The following is a 21,784-nucleotide window of genomic DNA, read 5'->3' on the forward strand; positions in this document are numbered from 1 at the left end:
AAGAAATCTGCCCGCTATCGGGCACGGCCCTGCGGGAAACCCGGGAGGGAAACTCTTGGGACGGTGTTGAAGGTCTCATGAGCCCTTGTTCGTAAATCGTCCATTCGGCGTCTTGTCAGGCGTCGTCCGGAACGACCAATTTCAGACCTCATGGACACTCCTCGCATGGGCGTACCCGAGCAGCTCGCCGCCCGCATGACGATGGCGGAGCAGCACGAGTACCTGCGCGCCAAGTTCTCCCGCCGGTCGATGGTCAGAGGCGGCGCCGTGACCCTCGGCGCCGTCGCCGGCGGCGTCTTCGTGCCGGGCGCCGTCGCCCAGGCCGCGCCCCGCACCCACTCCCCGAAGCCGGCCGCCGAGAAGGTCGACGGCTCCCTCGTCGCCCCCTTCGGCCGCCACCTCGCCTACGGCAACGACCCCCGCACCGAGATCACCGTCTCCTGGCAGGTCCCGGTCGCCGTCAAGAAGCCGTACATCCGCATCGGCGCCCACCCCTGGGACCTCTCCCGCAAGATCGAGGCCGAGGTCCGCACGCTCTTCACGCCGGCCGGCGTCGGCGCGAGCGGCAACCACACCCAGTACTACCTGCACGCCAAGCTGACCCACCTGCGCCCCGGCAAGACGTACTACTACGGCGTCGGCCACGCCGGCTTCGACCCGGCCGCGCCCCATCTCCTGGGCACGCTCGGCACGTTCACCACCGCGCCCGCGCACAAGGCGCCGTTCACCTTCACCGCGTTCGGCGACGAGGGCGTCAGCTACCACGGCCTCGCCAACAACTCCCTTCTCCTGGGCCAGAATCCGGCCTTCCACCTGCACGCGGGCGACATCGCGTACGCCGACCCGACCGGCGCCGGCAAGACCGGGGACACCGGCTTCGACTCGCGCGTGTGGGACCAGTTCCTCGCGCAGACCGAGTCGGTCGCCAAGTCCGTTCCGTGGATGCCGGCTTACGGCAACCACGACATGGAGGCCTGGTACTCGCCCAACGGTTACGGCGGCGAGGAGGCCCGCTGGAACCTCCCCGACAACGGCCCCGACAAGAAGAACCTGCCGGGCGTCTACACCTTCACCTACGGCAACACGGCGATCATCTCCCTCGACGCCAACGACATTTCGTTCGAGATCCCCGCCAACCTCGGTATCTCCGGGGGGACTCAGACCAAATGGCTGGAGACGCAGCTCAAGAAGTACCGCGCGTCGAAGGACATCGACTTCGTCGTCGTCTTCTTCCACCACTGCGCCTACTGCACCTCCACCGCGCACGCCTCCGAGGGCGGGGTCCGGCAGGAGTGGGTGCCGCTGTTCGAGAAGTACACGGTCGATTTGGTCATCAACGGCCACAACCACCAGTACGAGCGCACCGACGTCATCAAGAAGGGCGCGGTCACCAAGAAGCTCCCGATCGGCGGTACGGCGTACCCCGAGACCGACGGCGTCGTCTACGTCACGGCGGGCGCGGCGGGCCGCAGCCTGTACGCGTTCACCGCGCCGCTGTCGTACGAGGGCCACGAGAACGAGGTCGACTCCGTCGCCTCCTTCATCAACACCAAGGACGGCAAGGTGAATGAGACGGTCACCTGGTCGCGTGTGCGCTACCTCGACTACTCGTTCCTGCGCGTCGACGTCACCCCGGCCGCCAAGGGGCGTACGGCGACGCTGACCGTGCGCGGGATCGCCGAGACCGGTGAGCAGGTCGACCACTTCACGGTGGCGCGGCGCGCGAAGTGAACCGTGCGCCCAGAAGGCAGGGCGTACAGGTGAGTTGATGTCGGGCTGTCCTCAAAGCTGGTCGAGGGCAGCCCACTTCGCGTTCCGGGGCGTCAAAGGCGTTTGAGGACGGCCTGTTTGGCCATCGTGAACTCGTCGTCCGTCAGCACCCCGTCCCGGTGCAGCTCCCCGAGTTCGCGCAGCCGCCGCAGCAGCGCGTCGTGGTCATCTCCGCTCGCCGGTACGGGAGTTGCCTCGGCGGCCGGTACGGCGGTGACGGGCTCCGCCGCCGGATGCGGGAGCCGTGCCTGGACCGCCGCCGCGACCAGCGCCATCAGCGGGTCCTTCTTGAACCCCCACAGCTCCACCGAGTTGGGGTCGTACTTCGGCGGCGCCTTCGTGGCCGCGCCCCGGACCGTGAAGCGCAGATGCCCGTTCTCCAGCCCGGCGGCCGGCAGCCACTCCACGCCGAGGATGTCGCCGATCGCCAACTGTCGTGCCCCGGCAGCCGACTTGGCGTCCTCGGTCTTCCAGTTCCACTCCAGCCGTACGGTGTCCCCGTCGAAGCTCGCGCTGCCGTCCCCGGCGGACACCGAGAGCGGTACGGCGGGACCCGCCAGCAGGAACGCGTCCACCGGGGTGCCCGGTATCTGCTCCAGGAGCAGCGCGTTGCGGACCTCGTCGACCACGTACTCGGCGACGCCGTAGCGGTCGGACTCGACGACGAGTTGATAGGGGTCGTGGGGTTCGGTGAGCCGCCCCGCGGTGGCCAGCAGCAGGGGGTCGGCGCCGTCGCGCAGGCGCAGTCTCAACCGGCCGTTCTTCTTGCCCTGTTCGAAGGAGACACCGGCCAACGCCTCCAGGGGGACGGTGAGTTCACCCAGTTCCTTGCGGAGCGGGCTGACGTTCTTGTCGTGTCCCGGCGTCAGCCTCAGCCGGTCGCCGTCGAAGACCCAGGTGCCGTCCTTCTGGATGATTTCCGCCATGCCATGATTGTCCATCAGAAGGCGACGGGATTCTTCAGGGTACCGATCAGCTGGAGGGCGCCCGCCGGGTCGGCCAGGTCGACCATCTGCTCGTTGTCGCGCAGCTGGAGCCGGTTGAGGCAGGAGCGCGCGAACTCGGGGGCGAACAGGTCGTACTGCCGGAATTTCTCGGCGAGTTCGGGGTGCTCCTCCTGGTAGGAGCGGGTCGTCTCCGCGACCGTCCGCCAGAACTCGCCCTCGGTGAGGACGCCTTCGGCGGCGAGGTCGGAGGCGAGGAAGCGGAAGAAGCAGTCGTAGACGTCCGTGAAGAGCGACAGCAGCTTCTTGTCCTCGGGGACCTCGACGGCGATCCGCCGGACCTCGGGCGGCAGCACCGCGTCCGGGTCCATGACGGCGATCTCCTCGGCGATGTCCTTGTAGACCGCCCGCTGCACGACGCCGTCCTTCAGTACCAGGATCGTGTTCTCGCCGTGCGGCATGAACACCAGGTCGTAGGCGTAGAAGGAGTGCAGCAGCGGCGTGTAGTAGGCGTCCAGGTAGCGCCTCAGCCACGCGGCGGGTGCCAGGCCCGACCGCTCGATCAACTCGGCGGCCAGCGACCGGCCTTCGTGGTCCACATGGATCAACGAGGCCATCGTGGCGAGCTGTTCGCCCTCCTGGAGCGCGGAGACGGGGCTCTCCCGCCAGAGCGCGGCGAGCATCTTGCGGTACGGCGAGAAGCGGTCCGTCGCCGCCTCGTACTCCAGGTGGCGGTAGCCGACGGCGGCGCGCTCCCGGATGATCGACAGGCCGGACTCCTTCAACACCGGGTCGTTGTCGATCAGTTGGGCGAGCCAGTCGTTGATGGCCGGGGTCGCCTCCATGTATGCGGCCGACAGCCCGCGCATGAAGCCCATGTTGAGGACCGACAGCGCCGTCTTGACGTAGTGCTTCTCGGGGTGGGAGCTGTTGAAGAAGGTGCGGATCGACTGCTGGGCCAGGTACGCGTCGTCGCCCTCGCCGAGCGGTACGAGCGTCCCGCGCGCGACCTCCGCCGCGAACGTCACCGCGAGCTTGTTCCACCACTGCCACGGGTGGACCGGGATGAGGAGGAACTCGGCGGGGTCGTGGCCGAGTTCACGCAGGCGCGCCTCGAACCGGTCGACGGTCTCCCCGCCCAACTCCCGCCGTACGAACGACTCGTACTCGATGCCGGCGCCTGCCGTGAACGCGGCGCGCGAGCGGTGGGCGGCGAGCCAGACCAGGCGGACCGGGTTCGCGGTCTCCGGGGCGTACGCGAGGTAGTCGTGGACGCCGAAGCCGAGCCGGCCGTTGTTGGCGACGAAGCAGGGGTGGCCCTCGGTCATGCCGGTCTCGATCGCCTGGAAACCGGCGTCGATCAGTTCGGCGGAGGTGAGTTGAGGCTTCGTGAGCTTGTAGCAGGTGCCGGAGAGGGTGGAGGAGATCTCCTCCAGGTAGACCGGGAGGACCTTGTCGCTGAGGCCGAGGGTGTCCTTCAGCTCGATGAAGAAGTCCAGGGCGGCCAGGGGGAGTTGGGCGTCGTCGCGGGTGCGGGTGATCGAGTCCGCGTCGACCTGCCAGTGGTCGAGGGCGCGGCGGACGGCCGTGAAGCGGTAGACGGTCTGGCCGTCGTCGCTGCGGACCGTGTAACTCCCGTCCCGCTCCTCGGGGTTGAGGAGGCGCTCGTGCGCGAACTCGGCGAGGGCCTTGCGGATCAGCCGGCGGTTGGCCTTCTCCCAGTGGTCGGGGGAGAGGTGGGCCACGGAGTCGGCGAGGCTCATGCGGTCACCGCCGCCGGGCGCTTCGCGAGGAACTGTTCGCGGGTGCAGAAACTCAGCAACGCTGTCTTCTCCGGCTTCTGGATCTCGCGCTCGGCGACGAATCCGACGGCTTCGTTCAGGGCGTGGACGGCGGTGTTGGACACGTCCGGCTCGACGACGACCCGTGCGACCGCCGGGTCCGCGAAGAGGTGGGCCATGACGGCGGTGATGACGGCCAGGGTGAAGCCGCTGCGGGGGGTGTCGGTCGCGGGGGTGAGGAAGTGCATGCCGACGTCGCCGGGCAACGGGTCGTACAGGCCCGGCAGTTCGCGGTGGACGGGGTCGTAGCGCTCCATCACGAAGGCGGGGACGCCGTGTTCCAGGCCGAGGAACGCTTGCTGGTGTTCGTCGGCGGCGACCGCCATGTAGGCGCGCTCGATGTCTTCCAGTTTCGCGTCCAGCATCATCCAGTAGGCCGCCTTGGGGTGGGTCAGCCAGGAGTGCAGGAGCTCGGAGTCGGTGAGGGGGTCGACCGGGCGGAAGGTGAAGTTCATATCGCGAACTCCTGGAACGCGATGGTCTTCTCCACCGGGTAGTACTCCCGGCCCAGCAGCTCCGCGATGATGCAGCTGTTGCGGTACGCCCCCATCCCCAGGTCGGGGGAGGTGACGCTGTGCGTGTGCACGCCAGCGTTCTGGAGGAAGACGCCCCGGCCCGTCGTGTCGATCGCGTAGTTGCGGGCGATGTCGAAGTTGCCGTGGGAGTCGTAGAGCAGCCGGTCGCGGACCGGCGCGAGGAACTCCGGCTCGGTGTAGGCGTACCCGGTCGCGAGGATCAGGCCCTCGGTCGTCAGCTCGAAGTCCTTGCCCTGCTCCTCCTGGCGGAAGCCCAGGGTGTAGCTGCCGCTGTCGTAAGTGGCGCTGTTCAGCGAGGAGTTGGTGAGCAGCCGGGTGGGGACGGGGCCGCCGAGGTTCTTCCGGTAGAGCAGGTCGAAGATCTGGTCGATCAGCTCGCCGTCGATGCCCTTGAACAGCCCCTTCTGCTGGGACGCGAGCCGGTAGCGGGTGGCCTCGGGCAGCGCGCGGAAGTAGTCGATGTACTCCGGGGAGGTCAACTCCAGCGTCAGCTTGGTGTATTCGAGGGGGAAGAAGCGCGGCGAGCGCGTCACCCAGTTCAGCCGGTAGCCGTGGACGTCGATCTCGCTCAGGAGGTCGTAGTAGATCTCGGCGGCGGACTGGCCCGAGCCGACCAGCGTGATCGACTCCTTCTTCACCAGCTCCGAACGGCTCTGCACGTAACGGGAGTTGTGGAGGAAGTCGCCGCCGAGCCCCTGGACGGCCGGCGGGTGGTACGGCTGGGTGCCGGTGCCGAGGACCAGCCTGCGGGCGCGGTAGGTGTCACCGGTCGTGGTCCTCACGACGTACACCTCGTCGTCGTACGTGACCTCCTCGACCGTCGTCGAGAAGCGCACGCTGGTCAGCTTGCCCGCGGCCCAGCGGCAGTAGTCGTCGTACTCCACCCGCAGCGGATAGAAGTTCTCGCGGATGTAGAACGGGTACAACCGGCCTTTCTCCTTCAGGTAGTTGAGGAAGGAGTAGGGCGAGGTGGGGTCGGCGAGGGTGACCAGGTCCGACAGGAACGGGGTCTGGAGGTGGGCGCCGTCGAGGAACATGCCCGCGTGCCACGCGAAGTCGGGCTTCGACTCCAGGAAGACGCCGTCGAGTTCGGCGATCGGCTCGGTCAGGCAGGCGAGGCCGAGGTTGAAGGGGCCGAGGCCGATCCCCACGAAGTCGTACGTGGTGTCAGGAAGCGCGGTCAAGGGGCTCTCCCAGGTACTGCTCGGCGTGGCCGGCGATCAGGTCGAGGACGGCGGTGATGTCGTCCGCCGTGGTCTCGGGGTTGAGCAGGGTGAACTTCAGGTAGTGCCGGTTGCCGACCTTCGTGCCCGCGACGACCGCGGCACCGGACGCGAACAGGGCCTTGCGGGCGTACAGGTTGGCGCGGTCGATCTCCGAGGGGTCGGTGACCGCCGCCGGGATGTAGCGGAACACCAGCGTGGACAGCGAGGGCTCCACGACGACGTCGAAACGCGGGTCGGCGGCGAGGAGTTGCCAGCCCTCGACGGCCAAGTCGCAGACCTCGTCGAAGAGTTCGCCGATGCCGTCCGAACCCATCGTGCGCAACGTCATCCACAGCTTGAGCGCGTCGAAGCGGCGGGTCGTCTGGAGGGACTTGTCGACCTGGTTCGGGATGCGCTCCTGCACCATCCGGCGCGGGTTCAAGTACTCGGCGTGGTAGGTCGCGTGGCGCAGGGTCGCCGCGTCGCGGACCAGGACGGCCGACGAACTCACCGGCTGGAAGAAGGACTTGTGGTAGTCGACGGTGACGGAGTCCGCGCGCTCGATGCCGTCGATGCGGTGCCGGTACTTGCGGCTGGCGAGCAGGCCGCAGCCGTACGCCGCGTCCACGTGCAGCCAAGTCCCGTACTGGGCACAGAGTTCGGCGATCTCGGGGAGCGGGTCGATGGAGCCGAAGTCGGTGGTGCCGGCGGTGGCGACGACGGCCATCGGGGTCAGGCCGGCGGCTGCGCAGCGCTCCAACTCCCGTGCCAGGGCCACCGTCTGCATCCGCTTGTCGTGGTCGACGGGGATCGGGACGACCGAATCGGTGGGCAGGCCCAGGAGTTTGGCGGACTTCTTCACGCTGAAGTGGCTGACCTCGGAGGCGAAGACGCGCAGTTTCGCCAGGGAGTCGGTCTTGGCCTCCTCGCGGGCCAGCAGCAGCGCCTGGAGGTTGGACTGGGTGCCGCCGGAGGTGAAGACGCCGTCCGCCGACGGGCCGAGGCCGATGCGCTCGGTCGTCCAGTCGATCAGTTTCCGCTCGATCAGCGTGCCGCCCGCCGACTGGTCCCACGTGTCCAGCGAGGAGTTGACCGCGCTCAGGACCGCCTCGCCGAGCACCGCCGGTATGACGACCGGGCAGTTGAGGTGGGCGAGGTAGCGGGGGTGGTGGAAGTAGACCGCGTCCCGGAGGTAGACCTCCTCCAGCTCGTCGAGGACCGCCGTCGTGTCGTACAGCGGCCTGTCGAGGTCGATCCGCTCGATGCGGGGGGCGAGGGCGTCGGCCGTGACGCCGGTGAACGGACGGTCGGTGGCGGCGAGTCTGGCGGCCACCCGCGCCACTCCGTCGGTCACGGAGCGGCGGTACTGCTCCGCGGTCGTGTCGTTGAGCAGGTGCGAGCGCATGCGGGGTCCTCCGGGGGAAGGGGACGGCGGCGGCGTGTGTGTGGGGGGAACGGGGTGATCGGTCACGCGGGGATCAGGAGACCTTCTTCGCCTTCTCGATGGCCGCCGCGAGGTTCTCCAGGAGCGGCGCGCACTTGTCGTACGACAGGATCGGCTCGGGCGAACGCGCGATGACCTGGCCGGCCTTGACGGCGGGGAGCTTCTTCCAGGTGTCCTTGGTGATCGCCGAGGGCTGGATCGCCGAGGTGCGGTCGTCCATCAGGATCAGGTCCGCCGGGTACTTGTCGACGTTCTCCCAGCTCAGCGGCTCGAACCAGCCGCCGCTCGCCTTGAGCGTGCCGGCCGGGGGCTCGACGAAGTTGACGCCGAGGGCCTTGAAGTACTCCAGGTCGATGGAGAGGTTGCTGCCGGAGACGTAGAACAGCTCGGCGCTCGCGGAACCGGCGAGGACCTTGATGTCGGGCTTCGCCTTGGTGGCGGCGCGCAGCCGGGCCGCCGCGTCCTCGAACCGTTTCTTCGCGGCGGTCGCCTTCGCGGCCGTCATGTCCGCGCCGAGCGACTCGGCCAGCTCCCACATGCGCTCCAGCGGCGCGGTGAGCTGGCGGTCGTACACCGAAAGGCCCACGCTGGGCGCCAACTTGGCGATCTTGTCCTTGGACGCCTCGGGGACGTACCAGAGGGTGCCGGCCGTGTCGAACATCGTGGAGACGAGGACGTCCGGCGCGAGGGCGGCGTACTTCTCGACGTTGAACTCGTCCCACACGTTGCCGAGGATCTCGACCTTCGAGACGTCCATGTCGCCGGCCTGGACATCGGCCTTGCCCGCGGGCGTCTTCGTCGGGCCGAAGACGCCCTTGACCTGGATGCCGTAGTCGAAGAGCGCGGCGCCGACGCCGGTGAAGGCGACGATCGTCGAGGGGATCTTGTCGAGCTTCACGGTCGTACCGCGGTCGTCCTTGAACGTCCACGGGCCCGACTTGGCGGTGTTCGCGCTCGCCGACGCGTCGGAACCACCGCTTTTCGCGTCGTCGTCCCCGCAGGCGGCGAGGGCGGCACCGAGGCCGAGGGCCCCGCCGGCGGCCAGGACGCCGCGGCGGGTGAGGTGGGTGGTTCTGGCGTTGGGCATGGGGAAGGCTGCTTTCGGACGTGCGGGATCACCGCCGGGACAGATCGAAGCTAGGTTAGCCTAACCTAAGTAGATCTTCCTAGGGGTGGTCGCCTTGGAACGAAAGCTGTGTGTGGCCTGTGGGATGCCGAATGTCAGCCCACGAGGCCCAACTCCCTTGCAATCAACATCCGTTGCACCTCGCTCGTACCCTCCCCGATCTCCAGGATCTTCGAGTCGCGCCACATTCTGGCCACCGGGTACTCGTTCATGAAGCCGTAGCCGCCGTGGATCTGCGTCGCGTCGCGCGCGTTGTCGACCGCGACCGTCGAGGAGTGCAGCTTGGCCAACGCCGCCTCCTTCTTGAAGGGTTCACCGGCGACCAGCCGCGCCGCCGCGTCCCGCCACGCCAGGCGCGCGGTGTGCGCCTTCAGCTCCATGTCGGCGATCTTGAACTGGATGGCCTGGTTCGCGCCGATCGGGCGGCCGAACGCCTCGCGCTCCTTCGCGTACTTCACCGACTCGTCCACGCAGCCCTGCGCGAGACCCGTCCCCAGCGCGGCGATCGCGATCCGGCCCTCGTCCAGGATGCGCAGGAACTGGGCGTAGCCGCGGCCGAGTTCACCGAGGAGGTTCGCGGCGGGGACGCGCACGTCCGCGAAGGACAGCTCGCGGGTGTCGGAGGCGTTCCAGCCGACCTTCGAGTAGGGGGCCGCGACCGTGAACCCCGGTGTCCCCGACGGGACGATGATCGACGAGATCAGCGGCTTGCCGTCCGGCTTGCGGCCGGTGACCGCCGTCACGGTCACCAACCCCGTGATGTCCGTACCCGAGTTGGTGATGAAGCACTTCGTGCCGTTGATGACCCATTCGTCCGTCTCCGGGTCGAGGCGGGCCGTCGTGCGCGTCGCGCCCGCGTCGCTGCCGCCGTCCGGCTCCGTCAGGCCGAAGGCGCCGAGGAGTTCGCCCGTGCACAGGCGCGGGAGCCACTCGCTCTTCTGCTCGTCCGTGCCGAACAGGTGGATCGGCATCGCGCCCAGCGAGACGCCCGCCTCCAGGGTGATCGCCACCGACGAGTCGACGCGGGCCAGTTCCTCCAGCGCGACGCCCAGCGCGAGGTAGTCGCCGCCCATCCCGCCGTACTCCTCCGGGAACGGGAGGCCGAACAGGCCCATGCGGCCCATCTCGCGGACGATTTCGTACGGGAACTCGTGCCGTTCGTAGAAGTCGCCGATCTTGGGGGCCACGACGTCGTGCGCGAACTCCTCGACCGTGCGGCGGAGTTCTTCCAGCTCGGGGGAGAGGCGGTAGTCCATCACTGTTCCTTGTGGGAGAGTTCCTCGCGGGCGAGGGCGCGGACGGTTCGGGACGGGCTCGGGCGGCCCAGGTGACCGGCCAACCATGCGCTCGTGGCGACGAGTTGGCCGAGGTCGGTGCCCGTGTCGATGCCGAGGCCCTGGAGCATCCACACGAGGTCCTCGGTGGCGAGGTTGCCGGTGGCCGACTTGGCGAACGGGCAGCCGCCGAGGCCCCCTGCGGAGGCGTCGACCGTGGTGACGCCGTGCTGGAGGGCGGCGAGGGTGTTGGCGAGGGCCTGGCCGTAGGTGTCGTGGAAGTGGACGGCCAGGGCGGAGGTGGGGACTTGAGCCTCATTGAGCGCTGCGAGGAGGGCTTTCACGTGGCCCGGGGTCGCCACGCCGATCGTGTCGCCGAGGCTCAACTCGTCGCAGCCCATGGTGTGCAGGGCCTTGGCGACCCTGACGACCTGGGGGATCGGGACCGGGCCCTCCCAGGGGTCGCCGAAGCACATCGAGAGGTAGCCGCGGACGTGGGCTTTGTGCTCCTTCGCGCGCGTGACCACCGGTTCGAACATCTTCAGGGACTCGTCGACCGTGCGGTTCAGGTTGGCCTTGGCGAAGGACTCCGTGGCGCTGGCGAAGACGGCGATCCGGGTGGCGCCGAGCGCGAGGGCCCGGTCGAGGCCGCGGTCGTTGGGGACCAACACCGGGAGATCCACCGGGAGTTGGCTGATCTGCGGGAACAGGGCCTCCGCGTCCGCCAGTTGGGGGACCCACTTGGGGTGGACGAAGCTCGTCGCCTCGATGGTGGTGAGGCCGGCGGCGGCCAGGCGGCGGATGAACTCCGCCTTGATCTCCGTGGGGACGGTCGTCTTCTCGTTCTGGAGGCCGTCCCTGGCGCCGACTTCGTGGATGCGTACGCGTGCGGGGAGGCCGTCGGCCGGGACGGTCATGGGGAGTTCAGGCATCGGGGGCCTCCTGGGGAGGGGCGCCGGTCGGGTCGTTCGGTTCGTTCGGGGTGACGACGGCCAGGACCTGGTCCATGGCGACCGTCGTGCCCGGGGTGACGTCGAGTTCGGTGACCGTGCCCGCGTGCGGGGCCGTGATGACGTGCTCCATCTTCATCGCCTCGACGACCAACAGGCTCTGGCCCGCGGTGACTTCGTCGCCGGTCGCGACCTTGACGACCGTGACCGTGCCGGGCATCGGGGCGGTGAGGGCGTCGGCGCCCGCGCGCGTGGTGGCCGTCAGGGAGGCGGCGACCGGGTCGTGGTCGCGGACCTGCCAGGCGTCGCCGTCGCGGCCCAGCCAGTCGTCCGCCCGGTGGAACGTGTGACGCAGGCCGTCCAGCGTGACGGAGACCTGGTCGGGGGTGACGGTGTGCGTCCCGCGCGGGGTGTACTCCAGCGGGTCGCGCACCTTCAGGTGGAAGGCCGTGCGCTTCGGCTCGCCGCCCAGCCGCCAGCCGCTCGGTACGGAGAAGGGGTCCACCCACCCCTGCCGGGCCGGCCGGAGCGCCTCCAGCCGTACGGCCGCCGCCGCCTCGTACACCTCCTCCGGCACCGCGTCGGAGACCAGGTCCTCCGCGACGCGCTCGACGAGCCCGGTGTCCAGCTCGCCCGCGACGACCGCCGGATGGGCCAGGAGCGCGCGCAGGAACCCCGCGTTGGTCTGCACCCCCAGGGTGACCGTCTCCCCGAGGGCGCCCCGGAGCCTGCGCAGGGCCGTCTCGCGGTCCGGCCCGTACGCGATGACCTTCGCGAGCATCGGGTCGTACAGGCTGCCGACCTCGGTGCCCTCGCTGAGCCCGGAGTCGGTGCGGATGCCGTCGCCCTGGGGCTCGCGGAGCCGCAGGACCGTCCCGCCGGTCGGGAGGAACCCGCGCGCGGGGTCCTCGGCGCAGAGGCGGGCCTCCACCGCGTGGCCCTTGAGAGTGACGTCGTCCTGCGTGAAGGGGAGCTTCTCCCCGGCGGCGACCCTCAGTTGCCACTCCACCAGGTCGACGCCGGTGACGAGTTCGGTGACCGGGTGCTCCACCTGGAGGCGGGTGTTCATCTCCATGAAGCAGTACTGCGCCGGGTCGCTCCCGGGGACGATGAACTCGACCGTCCCCGCGCCGACGTACCCGCACGAGCGCGCCGCCTGCACCGCCGCCTCGCCCATCGCCGCGCGCGCGGACGCGTCGAGGAAGACCGAGGGGGCCTCCTCGATCACCTTCTGGTGGCGCCGCTGGAGGGAGCACTCGCGCTCGCCCAGGTGGACGACGTTGCCGTGGCTGTCGGCCAGCACCTGGATCTCGATGTGCCGGGGGCGGTCGATCCAGCGCTCGACCAGGAGCGTGTCGTCGCCGAAGGAGGCGCGGGCCTCGCGGCGCGCGGCGGCGATCTCGTCGTCCAGCGCGGCCATGTCGCGCACCAGGCGCATGCCCTTGCCGCCGCCGCCCGCGCTGGGCTTGAGCAGGACGGGGGCGCCCAACGCACGGGCCGCCTCGGCGAGTTCGGGGTCACGCCCGCCCGGGACGACGGGGACACCGGCCGCCTCCACCGTCTCCTTGGCGCGGATCTTGTCGCCCATCAGCGCGATCGCCTCGGGAGGCGGGCCGATGAAGACGAGCCCCGCCTCGGCGCAGGCGCGCGCGAAGGAGGCGTTCTCCGCGAGGAAGCCGTACCCGGGGTGGACCGCCTGCGCGCCCGTGCGGGCGGCGGTCTCCAGGATGCGCTCCGCCGACAGGTAGCTCTCCGACGCGGGCGCCGGGCCGATCCGTACGGCCGTGTCGGCCTCGCGGACGTGCCGCGCGTCCGCGTCGGCGTCCGAGAAGACGGCGACGGAGCGGACGCCCAGCGCACGGAGCGTACGGATTACGCGGACGGCGATCTCGCCCCGGTTGGCGACCAGAACGGTCCCAATCATGAAGAACTCTCTTTCCACGAGATCACCGCAACCATTAATTGAGGAACCACGACGGCGAGCAACCAGGTCCGCGAGAGCGGCGGCGGTTTAGCCGCAAAGGCAGCCCTCACATCCGGAAGACGCCGAACTGGGGGTCACCCAGCGGCGCGTTGGCGCAGGCGGTCAGGGCGAGTCCGAGGACCTGGCGGGTCTCCAGGGGGTCGATCACGCCGTCGTCCCACAGGCGCGCCGTCGCGTAGTAGGCGCTGCCCTGCTGGTCGTACTGTGCGCGGATCGGCGCCTTGAAGGCGTCCTCGTCGGTGGCCGGCCACTCCTCGCCGCGCGCCTCCAGCTGGTCGCGCTTGACGGTCGCCAGGACCGAGGCGGCCTGTTCGCCGCCCATGACGGAGATCTTCGCGCCGGGCCACATCCACAGGAAGCGGGGGGAGTAGGCCCGGCCGCACATCGAGTAGTTGCCCGCGCCGTACGAGCCGCCGATCACGACCGTCAGCTTCGGTACGCGCGTGCACGCGACGGCGGTGACCATCTTCGCGCCGTGCTTCGCGATGCCGCCCGCCTCGTAGTCCTTGCCGACCATGAAGCCCGAGATGTTCTGGAGGAACAGCAGCGGGACGCCGCGCTGGTCGCACAGCTCGATGAAGTGGGCGCCCTTCTGGGCCGACTCGGAGAACAGGATGCCGTTGTTGGCGACGATGCCGACGGGGTGGCCGTGGATGTGCGCGAAGCCGGTGACCAGGGTCTGGCCGAACTCCGCCTTGAACTCCGCGAACCGCGAGCCGTCCGCGATGCGCGCGATGACCTCGCGGACGTCGTACGGGGTGCGCGGGTCCACCGGGACCGCGCCGTACAGGCCGTACGGGTCGACCTTCGGCTCCGCCGCCTGCCGCACCTCCCAGGGGAGCGTCCCGCGCGCGGGGAGGGTGGCGACGATGTTCCTGACGATGCGCAGCGCGTGCGCGTCGTCCTCCGCGAGGTGGTCCGTCACGCCCGACACACGCGCGTGGACCTCGCCGCCGCCCAGCTCCTCCGCCGTGACGACCTCGCCCGTGGCCGCCTTCACCAGCGGGGGGCCGCCCAGGAAGATCGTGCCCTGGTTCCGGACGATCACCGCTTCGTCGCTCATCGCGGGGACGTACGCGCCGCCCGCCGTGCACGAGCCCATGACGGCGGCGATCTGCGGGATGCCCGCGCCGGACATGCGGGCCTGGTTGTAGAAGATGCGGCCGAAGTGGTCGCGGTCCGGGAAGACCTCGTCCTGCATCGGGAGGAAGGCGCCGCCCGAGTCCACCAGATACACGCAGGGGAGGCGGTTGTCGAGGGCGACCTCCTGCGCGCGCAGGTGCTTCTTCACGGTCATCGGGTAGTACGTCCCGCCCTTGACCGTGGCGTCGTTCGCGACGATCACGCACTCGCGCCCGCTCACGCGGCCGATGCCCGCGATGACGCCGGCCGCCGGGGCCTGGCCGTCGTACATCCCCTCGGCCGCGAGCGGGGCCAGCTCCAGGAACGGGGAACCGGGGTCCAGGAGGGTGTCCACGCGGTCGCGCGGGAGGAGCTTGCCGCGCGCGGTGTGCCGGGCGCGGGCCCTCTCGCCGCCGCCGAGGCTGGCCGCCGCGAGCTTGCCGCGCAGCTCCTCGACGAGGGCCCGGTGCGCCGCCTCGTTCGCCCGCCACGTCTCCGACGCGGGGTCTGCCGCGCTGGTCAGCACGGGTTCCTGCGCCATGTCGCGCTCCCCTCCGAAGTTAATGAGCGTTAACCCATGTCCTCCATGTTAACGACCGCTAACAAGCCTGTCTAGAATTGATTTCATGGGCACCCGAACCGACGCTCCCACCCGGCGCGACCAGATCCTCCGAGAGGCCGCGCGGCTCTTCGCCGAGCGCGGGTTCCACGGCGTCGGCGTCGACGAGATAGGCGCGGCCGTCGGCATCAGTGGACCCGGGCTCTACCGGCACTTCGCCGGCAAGGACGCGATGCTCGCGGAACTCCTCGTCGGCATCAGCGGCCAGCTCCTCACGGGCGCGCGCCGCCGCCTCCAGGAGTCCGCCGCCGAGCCTCCCGCGCGCGTGCTGGACTCCCTCGTCGAGGGCCACATCGACTTCGCCCTCGACGACCGGCCCCTCATCACCCTCCACGACCGCGAACTGGACCGCCTGTGCGACAGCGACCGCAAGCTCGTCCGCCAGCTCCAGCGGCAGTACGTCGAGCTGTGGGTGGGGGTCGTGCGCGAGGTGTACCCGGACCTCGCCGAACCCGCCGCGCGTTCCGCCGTCCACTCGGTCTTCGGCCTGCTGAACTCGACGCCGCACCTCGGGCGCGCGGGGTCGCTGCCGGGGCGCGGGGACACGGCGCGGTTGCTGCACCGGATGGCTCGGGGGGCGTTCGGGGCGGCGGCGGAGGGGGAGTGACGTACGCGCGCGTAGGGGTGGGGATTCACGCGTACGCGCGCCGGTTCCCCCGAAGTGACCTGCATCTCTGGACGCTGCTCGCTACCCACCGGTATCTTGGGGTATGAGCAAGCGCTTAGACATGTAGTGGGAGGTGGCGGCGTGCGCCGTACGGTGTTCAACGAGGATCACGAGGCGTTCCGGGAGACCCTTCGGGCGTTCATCGAGGCCGAGGTCGTGCCGGTGTACGACGAGTGGTTCGCCGCCGGCCAGGCGCCGCGGGAGTTCTATCTCAAGCTCGCCGAGCTGGGCGTGTTCGGGATCCAGGTCGCCGAGGAGTACGGCGGCGCCGGCATCGACTCGTACAAGTTCGAGGCGATCATCTACGAGGAGACCGCGCGCGCGGGCGTGACGTTCGGCGGCTCCGGCGTGCACACGCTGCTGGGCCTGCCGTACGTGAAGCTGCTCGCCACCGACGAGCAGAAGAAGCGCTACCTCCCGAAGTTCGTCTCCGGCGAGGAGATGTGGGCCATCGCGATGACCGAGCCGGGCACCGGCTCCGACCTCGCCGGCATGAAGACGACCGCCAAGCTGAGCGACGACGGCACGCACTACGTCCTCAACGGCGCCAAGACCTTCATCACCGGCGGCGTCCACGCCGACCGCATGATCGTCTGCGCCCGCACCTCCCCGCAGAGTGCCGAGGACCGCCGTCACGGCATCTCGCTCTTCGTCGTCGACACGAAGGCCGAGGGCTACTCCGTCGGCCGCAAGCTCGACAAGCTCGGCCTGAAGACCTCCGACACCGCCGAGCTGGCGTTCGTCGACGTCAAGGTCCCCGTCGAGGACCTCCTCGGCGAGGAGAACAAGGGCTTCTACTACCTCGGCCACAACCTCGCCTCCGAGCGCTGGGGCATCGCCTACGGCGCGTACGCGCAGGCGAAGGCCGCGATCCGGTTCGCCACGCAGTACGTCAAGGACCGCGTCGTCTTCGGCCAGCCGGTCGCCGCGTTCCAGAACACCAAGTTCGAACTCGCCGCCTGCCAGGCCGAGGTGGACGCCGCCGAGGCCGTCGTCGACCGTGCCACCGAGGCGCTCGACGCGGGCGAGCTGACCCCCGCCGAGGCCGCCTCCGCGAAGCTCTTCACCACCGAGGTCGCGCACCGCGTCATCGACCGCTGCCTCCAGCTGCACGGCGGCTACGGCTTCATGAACGAGTACCCGATCGCCCGCCTGTACGCGGACAACCGCGTCAACCGCATCTACGGCGGCACCAGCGAGATCATGAAGTCGATCATCGCGAAGAACATGGGCCTGTAAGCAGCGGGAAGGGCCCCTGTAACGACAAGTCAGTAGAAATAGGGGCCATGACCGAGGCACTGCACGATCTTCTCGATCTGCTCGACCTTGAGCAGATCGAGGAGAACATCTTCCGCGGCCAGTCCCGCTCCGCCGTCGTCCCCCGGGTCTTCGGCGGGCAGGTCGCGGCTCAGGCGCTGGTCGCGGCGGGGCGCACGGTCCCGCCGGACCGGCTCGCGCACTCCCTGCACGCCTACTTCCTGCGCCCCGGCGACCCCGGCGCGCCGATCGTCTACACGGTCGAGCGCCTGCGCGACGGCCGCTCCTTCACGACCCGCCGCGCGGTCGCCGTCCAGCACGGCCGGCCGATCTTCGCCCTGTCGGCGTCCTTCCAGACGTACGAGGACGGTCTCGACCACCAGACCCCGATACCGCCCGCGCCCGACCCCGAGACCCTCCCGACCAGCCACGAACGGCTGCGCGGGTACGGCCACTTGGCGCCGGACGTCGTCGAGCGCTTCCTCGCATCCCGCGAGGCGATCGACCTGCGGTACGTCGAGGAGCCCCCGTACGGCAAGTACGGCGAACCCCGCGAGCCGCACTCCCAGGTCTGGTTCCGCACGAACGGCAAGCTGGCCGACGACCCGCTGCTCCACGTAGTCCTCGCGACGTACGTCTCCGATATGACGCTCCTCGACTCGGTCCTGCTCGCGCACGGGCGCGGGGGCTGGGCCGTCGGGGACGTCGTCGGGGCCTCCCTGGACCACGCGATGTGGTTCCACCGGCCTTTCCGGGCCGACGAATGGCTCCTGTACGACCAGGAGTCGCCGTCGGCGCACGGGGGGCGGGGGCTGGGGCAGGCACGGATCTATACGCAGGACGGGCAGCTGGCGATCTCGGTGATCCAGGAGGGTGTGGTCCGGGTCCCCCGCGAGAGTTAGCCGGGTACGTCCTGAGGGCTACGGGTCATCTCAGCCCCGCTTCCGCCAGCAGGTACGTCACCATCGGGTCGTAGTACCTGGGGCTGACGACGTGATCGTCCAGCGGCACCGCCACCTGTACCGTCCCCTCCGACTCCGCGAGGAACAGGGCGGGGTCGTTGCAGTCGGCGTACCCCACGGAGTCGATGCCGTGCTGGCCCGCGTACCCGGCCCAGCCGTGGTCGGCGACGACGAGGTCGGGCAGGTCGCGGGCGGTGCGTTCGAGGGCCGTGAGGATCTGCCGCATGGGCTCGCCGGAGTGCGTGTGCCAGAGGGTCGCGCCGTGTTCGAGGACCGCGACGTCGGCGAACTGCATGACGTACCCCTCCTCCGTCTGGAGGCCGTCCGGGATCACCACGATGTCGCAGCCCGCGGTGTGCAGGGCGGCGGCGACCGTGCGGTGCACGTCCAGCAGCCCGCCGGGGTGGCCCGTCGCGAACAGTACCCGCTGGTGCCCGTCCGCCGCCTTGCGCAGCCGCGCCGCCATCCGGTCCAGCGCGTCGACCGTCAGCTCCGGGTCGATCGTGTCCTGCCCGTACCGGTACTCCGGATCGTCGTTCACCCCGACCCGCTCCGCCATCACCGCGAGCACGTCCTGCTCGTCCGCCCACCGGTCGCCCAGTTCGAGGCCGAGCCAGAAGTTCCGCACCCCATTGGCGAGTTGACGGTAGTGAGAGAGGTTGTTCTCGCGCGGTGTGGCCACCTGGCCCGCGATGCGGGTCTTCACCAAGTGGTCGACGAGCTCGCTGCGGGTGGGGATCCGGGGTATCGGCATACCCCCATTCTGGACCGGACGCCTGTGCGCGTCAGCGCGGTTGTGGCCGCTGGGACGTGGGTCACGTCGGCGATCATGCCTCGCCGCCCGGCCGTTGCCGCAGCGCGAACCACAACTCCATCCGTACGTCCGGATCGTCCAGGTCCGTACCCAGCAACCCCGCGCAGCGCGCGATGCGTTGGCGGACGGTGTTGCGGTGCACGCCGAGCGCCACCGCCGTACGGTCCCAACTCCCGTGCAGGGACAGCCAGGTGCGCAGCGTCTCGGTCAGCGCCGGGTTCTCGGCGACCGGCGCGAGCAGCACCCGCGCGTGCGCCTCGGCGTCCTGGGGGGAGATCAGCGCGGTGAGCGCGGTGCGGGCGGTGTGCTGGACGAGGGGGATGCGGGTGGCCAGGGCCCGGGCGAGCGCTCGGGCGGCTTGTGCGTCGGCCGCCGGCCAGTCGGCGGGGGTGACGGGGGCGCTCATACCCAGGGACCAGCCGGGTGGGGGGTGCGGGGTGGGGTACGGGTCCTGGTCTGCGGGGAGGAGGAGGCGGATCAGGTCGGGGGTGAGGTCTACGAGGGGGGTACCCAGGGATGAGGCGAGGGTGAGGGCGGGGTGGGGGTCGAGGGGGGTGGGGGAGGGGCGGTTCGTCCGGCGGGCGTGGACGACGATCCAGCGGTCGGCGCCGAGGAGGGGGGCGACCTCCGCCGGGGGCGCGCCCAGGAGGAGGCGTACGAGGGAGGTCGTGCGGGTCGTCTCCGGGGCGCTCTGGCGTTCGTCGGTGAGGAGGGTGAGGAGGACGGCGGCGACCGAGGTGATGGTGTGGTCGGCGGGGGTGCGGTGGGGGGAGGCTACGGCGAGGGCGAAGGGGCGGCGGGGGGTGGGGGTGGTACTCGGGGTGCGAGGGGGCGTCGTAGCCCCCGTAGTACCCAAGGCGTACGCCGCGAGGTGTACCCCCGTGGCGGGATCCGTGTCGGTGGCCGTCACCGAGGCGCGGGTCGTGACGAGGTGGGCCAGCGCGGCGAGAGAGGCGTCCACGCCTGCTCCGGAGGCCGCGCCCGTCCCGGAAGCTGCGCCCGCCAGGGAAGCCCCGCCCACCGTCCCCGCCGCCGCGACCTCCACCCCCTCCGGCCCGAACAGCACCGCCCGCCCCCCGGTCCGCTGGGCCAGCTGCCGCAGCACCGCCGGGACCGGGTCCGGACGCGACGCCGCCGCCGCGAGGCTCTGCTGGGCCTCCGTCACCCGGCGTAACTCCGAGGTACGAGCCCGCTCCATCAACTGCCACATCGCACGGGCGACCGCCGCGAACGTCGTCTCCTCGGGTACCTCGATCAGCGGCAACCCGTACGACTCGCAGGCGGCGACCAGGGCGCGGGGGACGGTGTCGTGGACGGGGGCGACCCCGAACCCGAGAGCCACGCCGCCCGCGGCGATCACCCTGGAGACGTAGTCGTCGAAGTACGTCCCCGAACCGGTGGCCTCCGGGATGTGGACGCCCGCCGTGAGGAGCAACTCCCCTCCCAGGAGGTACGGGTAGGGGTCGGCCATCTCGGAGGTGAGGGCGCCGTACAGGACGGTGGCCGGGTCCGAGGGACCGGCGATCTGCCGCAGGGCGAGATCCTCGCGGGCGAGGAGGGCGGAGAGGGGGACGGGCGGGGTGGGAGGGACGGCGGGCGGAGGCGGCGATGTGACCGGCGGTTCGCCATGCATGTGCGTTTCCTCCATCCCGGACCGCGAGGGTGTGGGAAACGTACACTTCGCAGTCGCTTTCCGGCCACCTAATGTCGGAGTCCGTCACCCGCACGGCGACAACGAGCGCCCCCGCGCGCAGCCACAGTGAGGGATTCCATGGCCGTCGACTACACCGTGATCGTCGTCTACCTGGCCGGGATGCTGGCCATGGGCTGGTGGGGCATGCGCCGCGCCCGCTCGAAGAGCGAGTTCCTGGTGGCGGGCCGCCGGCTCGGTCCCGCGATGTACTCCGGGACGATGGCCGCGATCGTCCTCGGCGGCGCGTCCACCATCGGCGGGGTAGGTCTCGGGTATCAGTACGGCCTCTCCGGCGCCTGGATGGTCTTCACCATCGGCCTCGGTCTGCTCGCCCTGAGCGTCTTCTTCTCCGCGCGGATCGCCCGCCTCAAGGTGTACACCGTCTCCGAGATGCTCGACCTCAGGTACGGGGGTGGCAGGGCCGGGGTGATCTCCGGGGTGGTCATGTGGGCCTACACCCTGATGCTGGCGGTGACCTCGACCATCGCGTACGCCACGATCTTCGACGTCCTCTTCGACATGAACCGCACCCTCGCGATCGTCCTCGGCGGCTCGATCGTCGTCGCCTACTCCACCCTCGGCGGGATGTGGTCGATCACCCTGACGGACATGGTGCAGTTCGTCGTCAAGACCATCGGCGTCCTGCTCCTGCTGCTGCCGATCGCGGTCGTCAAGGCGGGCGGATTCGGCGCCATGCGCGACGAGTTGCCGACCTCGTACTTCGACCCGCTGGGCATCGGCGGCGAGACGATCTTCACCTACGTCCTGATCTATACGTTCGGCATGCTCATCGGCCAGGACATCTGGCAGCGCGTGTTCACGTCCCGCAGCGACCGCACCGCCAAGTGGGGCGGCACGGTGGCGGGTTCGTACTGCCTCGCGTACGCCCTCGCGGGCGCCGTCATCGGTACGGCGGCCAAAGTCCTCTACCCGAACCTGAGTTCGGCGGACGACGCCTTCGCGACGATCGTGAAGGACGAACTCCCCGTCGGGGTACGCGGGTTGGTGCTGGCGGCGGCGCTCGCGGCGGTGATGTCGACGTCGTCCGGCGCGCTCATCGCCTGCGCGACGGTCGCGAACAACGACATCTGGGCGCGGCTGCGGGGCAAGGTGGCCGGCGCCGGGAGCGGCGGCGACGAGGTCCGGGACAACCGGCGGTTCATCCTGGTCATGGGCATCGCGGTGATCGGCACGGCCGTCGCGCTGAACAACGTCGTCGAAGCGCTCACCGTCGCCTACAACCTCCTCGTCGGCGGCCTCCTCGTCCCCATCCTCGGCGGCCTGCTGTGGAAGCGGGGCACGGTGCACGGCGCGCTCGCCTCGGTCGTGGTCGGCGGCGGCTCGGTCATCGGGCTGATGGCGACGTACGGCATCCTCGCCAACGAGCCCGTGTACTACGGCCTTTCGGCCTCTCTCGTGGCGTACGTCGCCGTCTCGCTGGCGACCCCGCCGACCGACGCGGCCGTCCTCGCCGCCTGGCGCGAGCGACTCGCCGGACACACACCCGAACTGACGGAACATCAGCTCCGTACGGCGACGACCTCGTCGTAGGAGACAGTGCAGAACACGCCAACAG

General features: G+C 70.1%; 17 protein-coding genes. 5 read left to right on the forward strand and 12 right to left on the reverse strand.

The genetic code is table 11. The features are described 5' to 3' along the window. Nucleotides 1-165: 165 nt before the first annotated feature. Nucleotides 166-1,731 carry a purple acid phosphatase family protein gene (locus J8M50_RS09015; RefSeq protein ID WP_010350205.1) on the forward strand — a complete coding sequence of 522 codons (1,566 nt, stop codon included), beginning with the start codon at nucleotides 166-168 and terminating at the stop codon, nucleotides 1,729-1,731. Between the two features lie 92 nt (nucleotides 1,732-1,823). Here the strand turns inward: J8M50_RS09015 and J8M50_RS09020 are convergent, their stop codons facing one another. From J8M50_RS09020 to J8M50_RS09065, 10 genes are all read right to left on the reverse strand, one after another. Next, a complete protein-coding gene (locus tag J8M50_RS09020; RefSeq protein ID WP_010350204.1) occupies nucleotides 1,824-2,696 on the reverse strand; it encodes a DUF4429 domain-containing protein in 873 nt (290 codons plus the stop codon). 14 nt (nucleotides 2,697-2,710) lie between these two features. Further along, nucleotides 2,711-4,477: an IucA/IucC family protein gene (locus J8M50_RS09025; RefSeq protein WP_010350203.1), complete on the reverse strand. Its 1,767-nt coding sequence runs from the start codon at nucleotides 4,475-4,477 to the stop codon at nucleotides 2,711-2,713. Next, entirely contained in the window at nucleotides 4,474-5,010 is a 537-nt protein-coding gene (locus J8M50_RS09030; protein ID WP_010350202.1) for a GNAT family N-acetyltransferase, read from the reverse strand. Before J8M50_RS09030 ends, J8M50_RS09025 begins: the two co-directional genes overlap by 4 nt. Beyond that, a complete protein-coding gene (locus tag J8M50_RS09035; RefSeq protein ID WP_010350201.1) occupies nucleotides 5,007-6,275 on the reverse strand; it encodes a lysine N(6)-hydroxylase/L-ornithine N(5)-oxygenase family protein in 1,269 nt (422 codons plus the stop codon). The genes J8M50_RS09030 and J8M50_RS09035 overlap by 4 nt, the downstream gene beginning before the upstream one ends. Continuing rightward, on the reverse strand, nucleotides 6,259-7,701 hold the full coding sequence (gene desA, locus J8M50_RS09040) for a lysine decarboxylase DesA (protein ID WP_010350200.1): 1,443 nt from the start codon (nucleotides 7,699-7,701) through the stop codon (nucleotides 6,259-6,261). Before desA ends, J8M50_RS09035 begins: the two co-directional genes overlap by 17 nt. A gap of 73 nt (nucleotides 7,702-7,774) precedes the next feature. Continuing rightward, nucleotides 7,775-8,827: an ABC transporter substrate-binding protein gene (locus J8M50_RS09045; RefSeq protein ID WP_010350199.1), complete on the reverse strand. Its 1,053-nt coding sequence runs from the start codon at nucleotides 8,825-8,827 to the stop codon at nucleotides 7,775-7,777. Nucleotides 8,828-8,961: 134 nt separating this feature from the next. Further along, nucleotides 8,962-10,122, reverse strand: a complete 1,161-nt coding sequence (locus tag J8M50_RS09050) for an acyl-CoA dehydrogenase family protein (RefSeq protein ID WP_010350198.1) — start codon at nucleotides 10,120-10,122, stop codon at nucleotides 8,962-8,964. Next, a complete protein-coding gene (locus tag J8M50_RS09055; protein WP_010350197.1) occupies nucleotides 10,122-11,072 on the reverse strand; it encodes a hydroxymethylglutaryl-CoA lyase in 951 nt (316 codons plus the stop codon). The genes J8M50_RS09050 and J8M50_RS09055 overlap by 1 nt, the downstream gene beginning before the upstream one ends. Beyond that, nucleotides 11,065-13,014, reverse strand: coding sequence for an acetyl-CoA carboxylase biotin carboxylase subunit (locus J8M50_RS09060; protein ID WP_010350196.1), 1,950 nt, complete (start codon nucleotides 13,012-13,014; stop codon nucleotides 11,065-11,067). Before J8M50_RS09060 ends, J8M50_RS09055 begins: the two co-directional genes overlap by 8 nt. A gap of 106 nt (nucleotides 13,015-13,120) precedes the next feature. Continuing rightward, nucleotides 13,121-14,737 carry a carboxyl transferase domain-containing protein gene (locus tag J8M50_RS09065; protein ID WP_010350195.1) on the reverse strand — a complete coding sequence of 539 codons (1,617 nt, stop codon included), beginning with the start codon at nucleotides 14,735-14,737 and terminating at the stop codon, nucleotides 13,121-13,123. Between the two features lie 85 nt (nucleotides 14,738-14,822). Here J8M50_RS09065 and J8M50_RS09070 point away from each other — a divergent pair, with 85 nt between their 5' ends. From J8M50_RS09070 to J8M50_RS09080, 3 genes are all read left to right on the forward strand, one after another. Then, nucleotides 14,823-15,422 (forward strand): SACE_7040 family transcriptional regulator, encoded by a 600-nt coding sequence (locus tag J8M50_RS09070; RefSeq protein WP_223786184.1) that lies wholly within the window; start codon nucleotides 14,823-14,825, stop codon nucleotides 15,420-15,422. 141 nt (nucleotides 15,423-15,563) lie between these two features. Further along, nucleotides 15,564-16,721 (forward strand): acyl-CoA dehydrogenase family protein, encoded by a 1,158-nt coding sequence (locus J8M50_RS09075; RefSeq protein WP_010350193.1) that lies wholly within the window; start codon nucleotides 15,564-15,566, stop codon nucleotides 16,719-16,721. Nucleotides 16,722-16,768: 47 nt separating this feature from the next. Then, nucleotides 16,769-17,641, forward strand: coding sequence for an acyl-CoA thioesterase (locus J8M50_RS09080; protein WP_010350192.1), 873 nt, complete (start codon nucleotides 16,769-16,771; stop codon nucleotides 17,639-17,641). A 25-nt stretch (nucleotides 17,642-17,666) separates the two neighbouring features. On the opposite strand, the gene J8M50_RS09085 is transcribed toward J8M50_RS09080, so the two are convergent. Both J8M50_RS09085 and J8M50_RS09090 read right to left on the reverse strand, forming a co-directional pair. Beyond that, a complete protein-coding gene (locus J8M50_RS09085) occupies nucleotides 17,667-18,455 on the reverse strand; it encodes a phosphatase (protein WP_010350191.1) in 789 nt (262 codons plus the stop codon). A 73-nt stretch (nucleotides 18,456-18,528) separates the two neighbouring features. Continuing rightward, nucleotides 18,529-20,148 (reverse strand): PucR family transcriptional regulator, encoded by a 1,620-nt coding sequence (locus J8M50_RS09090; protein ID WP_223786185.1) that lies wholly within the window; start codon nucleotides 20,146-20,148, stop codon nucleotides 18,529-18,531. A gap of 138 nt (nucleotides 20,149-20,286) precedes the next feature. On the opposite strand from J8M50_RS09090, the gene J8M50_RS09095 reads away from it, so the two are divergent. Then, on the forward strand, nucleotides 20,287-21,759 hold the full coding sequence (locus tag J8M50_RS09095; protein ID WP_010350190.1) for a sodium:solute symporter family protein: 1,473 nt from the start codon (nucleotides 20,287-20,289) through the stop codon (nucleotides 21,757-21,759). Nucleotides 21,760-21,784 lie beyond the last annotated feature (25 nt).

It is taken from the genome of Streptomyces acidiscabies (assembly GCF_020010905.1).
Taxonomy (GTDB): domain Bacteria; phylum Actinomycetota; class Actinomycetes; order Streptomycetales; family Streptomycetaceae; genus Streptomyces; species Streptomyces acidiscabies.

Coding starts and splice junctions, on each gene's coding strand:
- J8M50_RS09055 (WP_010350197.1), bottom strand. CDS start 11,072: ATGCCTGAACTCCCCATGACCGTCCCGGCCGACGGCCTCCCCGCACGC.
- J8M50_RS09080 (WP_010350192.1), top strand. CDS start 16,769: ATGACCGAGGCACTGCACGATCTTCTCGATCTGCTCGACCTTGAGCAG.
- J8M50_RS09070 (WP_223786184.1), top strand. CDS start 14,823: ATGGGCACCCGAACCGACGCTCCCACCCGGCGCGACCAGATCCTCCGA.
- J8M50_RS09015 (WP_010350205.1), top strand. CDS start 166: ATGGGCGTACCCGAGCAGCTCGCCGCCCGCATGACGATGGCGGAGCAG.
- J8M50_RS09090 (WP_223786185.1), bottom strand. CDS start 20,148: ATGCATGGCGAACCGCCGGTCACATCGCCGCCTCCGCCCGCCGTCCCT.
- J8M50_RS09050 (WP_010350198.1), bottom strand. CDS start 10,122: ATGGACTACCGCCTCTCCCCCGAGCTGGAAGAACTCCGCCGCACGGTC.
- J8M50_RS09095 (WP_010350190.1), top strand. CDS start 20,287: ATGGCCGTCGACTACACCGTGATCGTCGTCTACCTGGCCGGGATGCTG.
- J8M50_RS09020 (WP_010350204.1), bottom strand. CDS start 2,696: ATGGCGGAAATCATCCAGAAGGACGGCACCTGGGTCTTCGACGGCGAC.
- J8M50_RS09060 (WP_010350196.1), bottom strand. CDS start 13,014: ATGATTGGGACCGTTCTGGTCGCCAACCGGGGCGAGATCGCCGTCCGC.
- J8M50_RS09085 (WP_010350191.1), bottom strand. CDS start 18,455: ATGCCGATACCCCGGATCCCCACCCGCAGCGAGCTCGTCGACCACTTG.
- desA (WP_010350200.1), bottom strand. CDS start 7,701: ATGCGCTCGCACCTGCTCAACGACACGACCGCGGAGCAGTACCGCCGC.
- J8M50_RS09045 (WP_010350199.1), bottom strand. CDS start 8,827: ATGCCCAACGCCAGAACCACCCACCTCACCCGCCGCGGCGTCCTGGCC.
- J8M50_RS09025 (WP_010350203.1), bottom strand. CDS start 4,477: ATGAGCCTCGCCGACTCCGTGGCCCACCTCTCCCCCGACCACTGGGAG.
- J8M50_RS09065 (WP_010350195.1), bottom strand. CDS start 14,737: ATGGCGCAGGAACCCGTGCTGACCAGCGCGGCAGACCCCGCGTCGGAG.
- J8M50_RS09030 (WP_010350202.1), bottom strand. CDS start 5,010: ATGAACTTCACCTTCCGCCCGGTCGACCCCCTCACCGACTCCGAGCTC.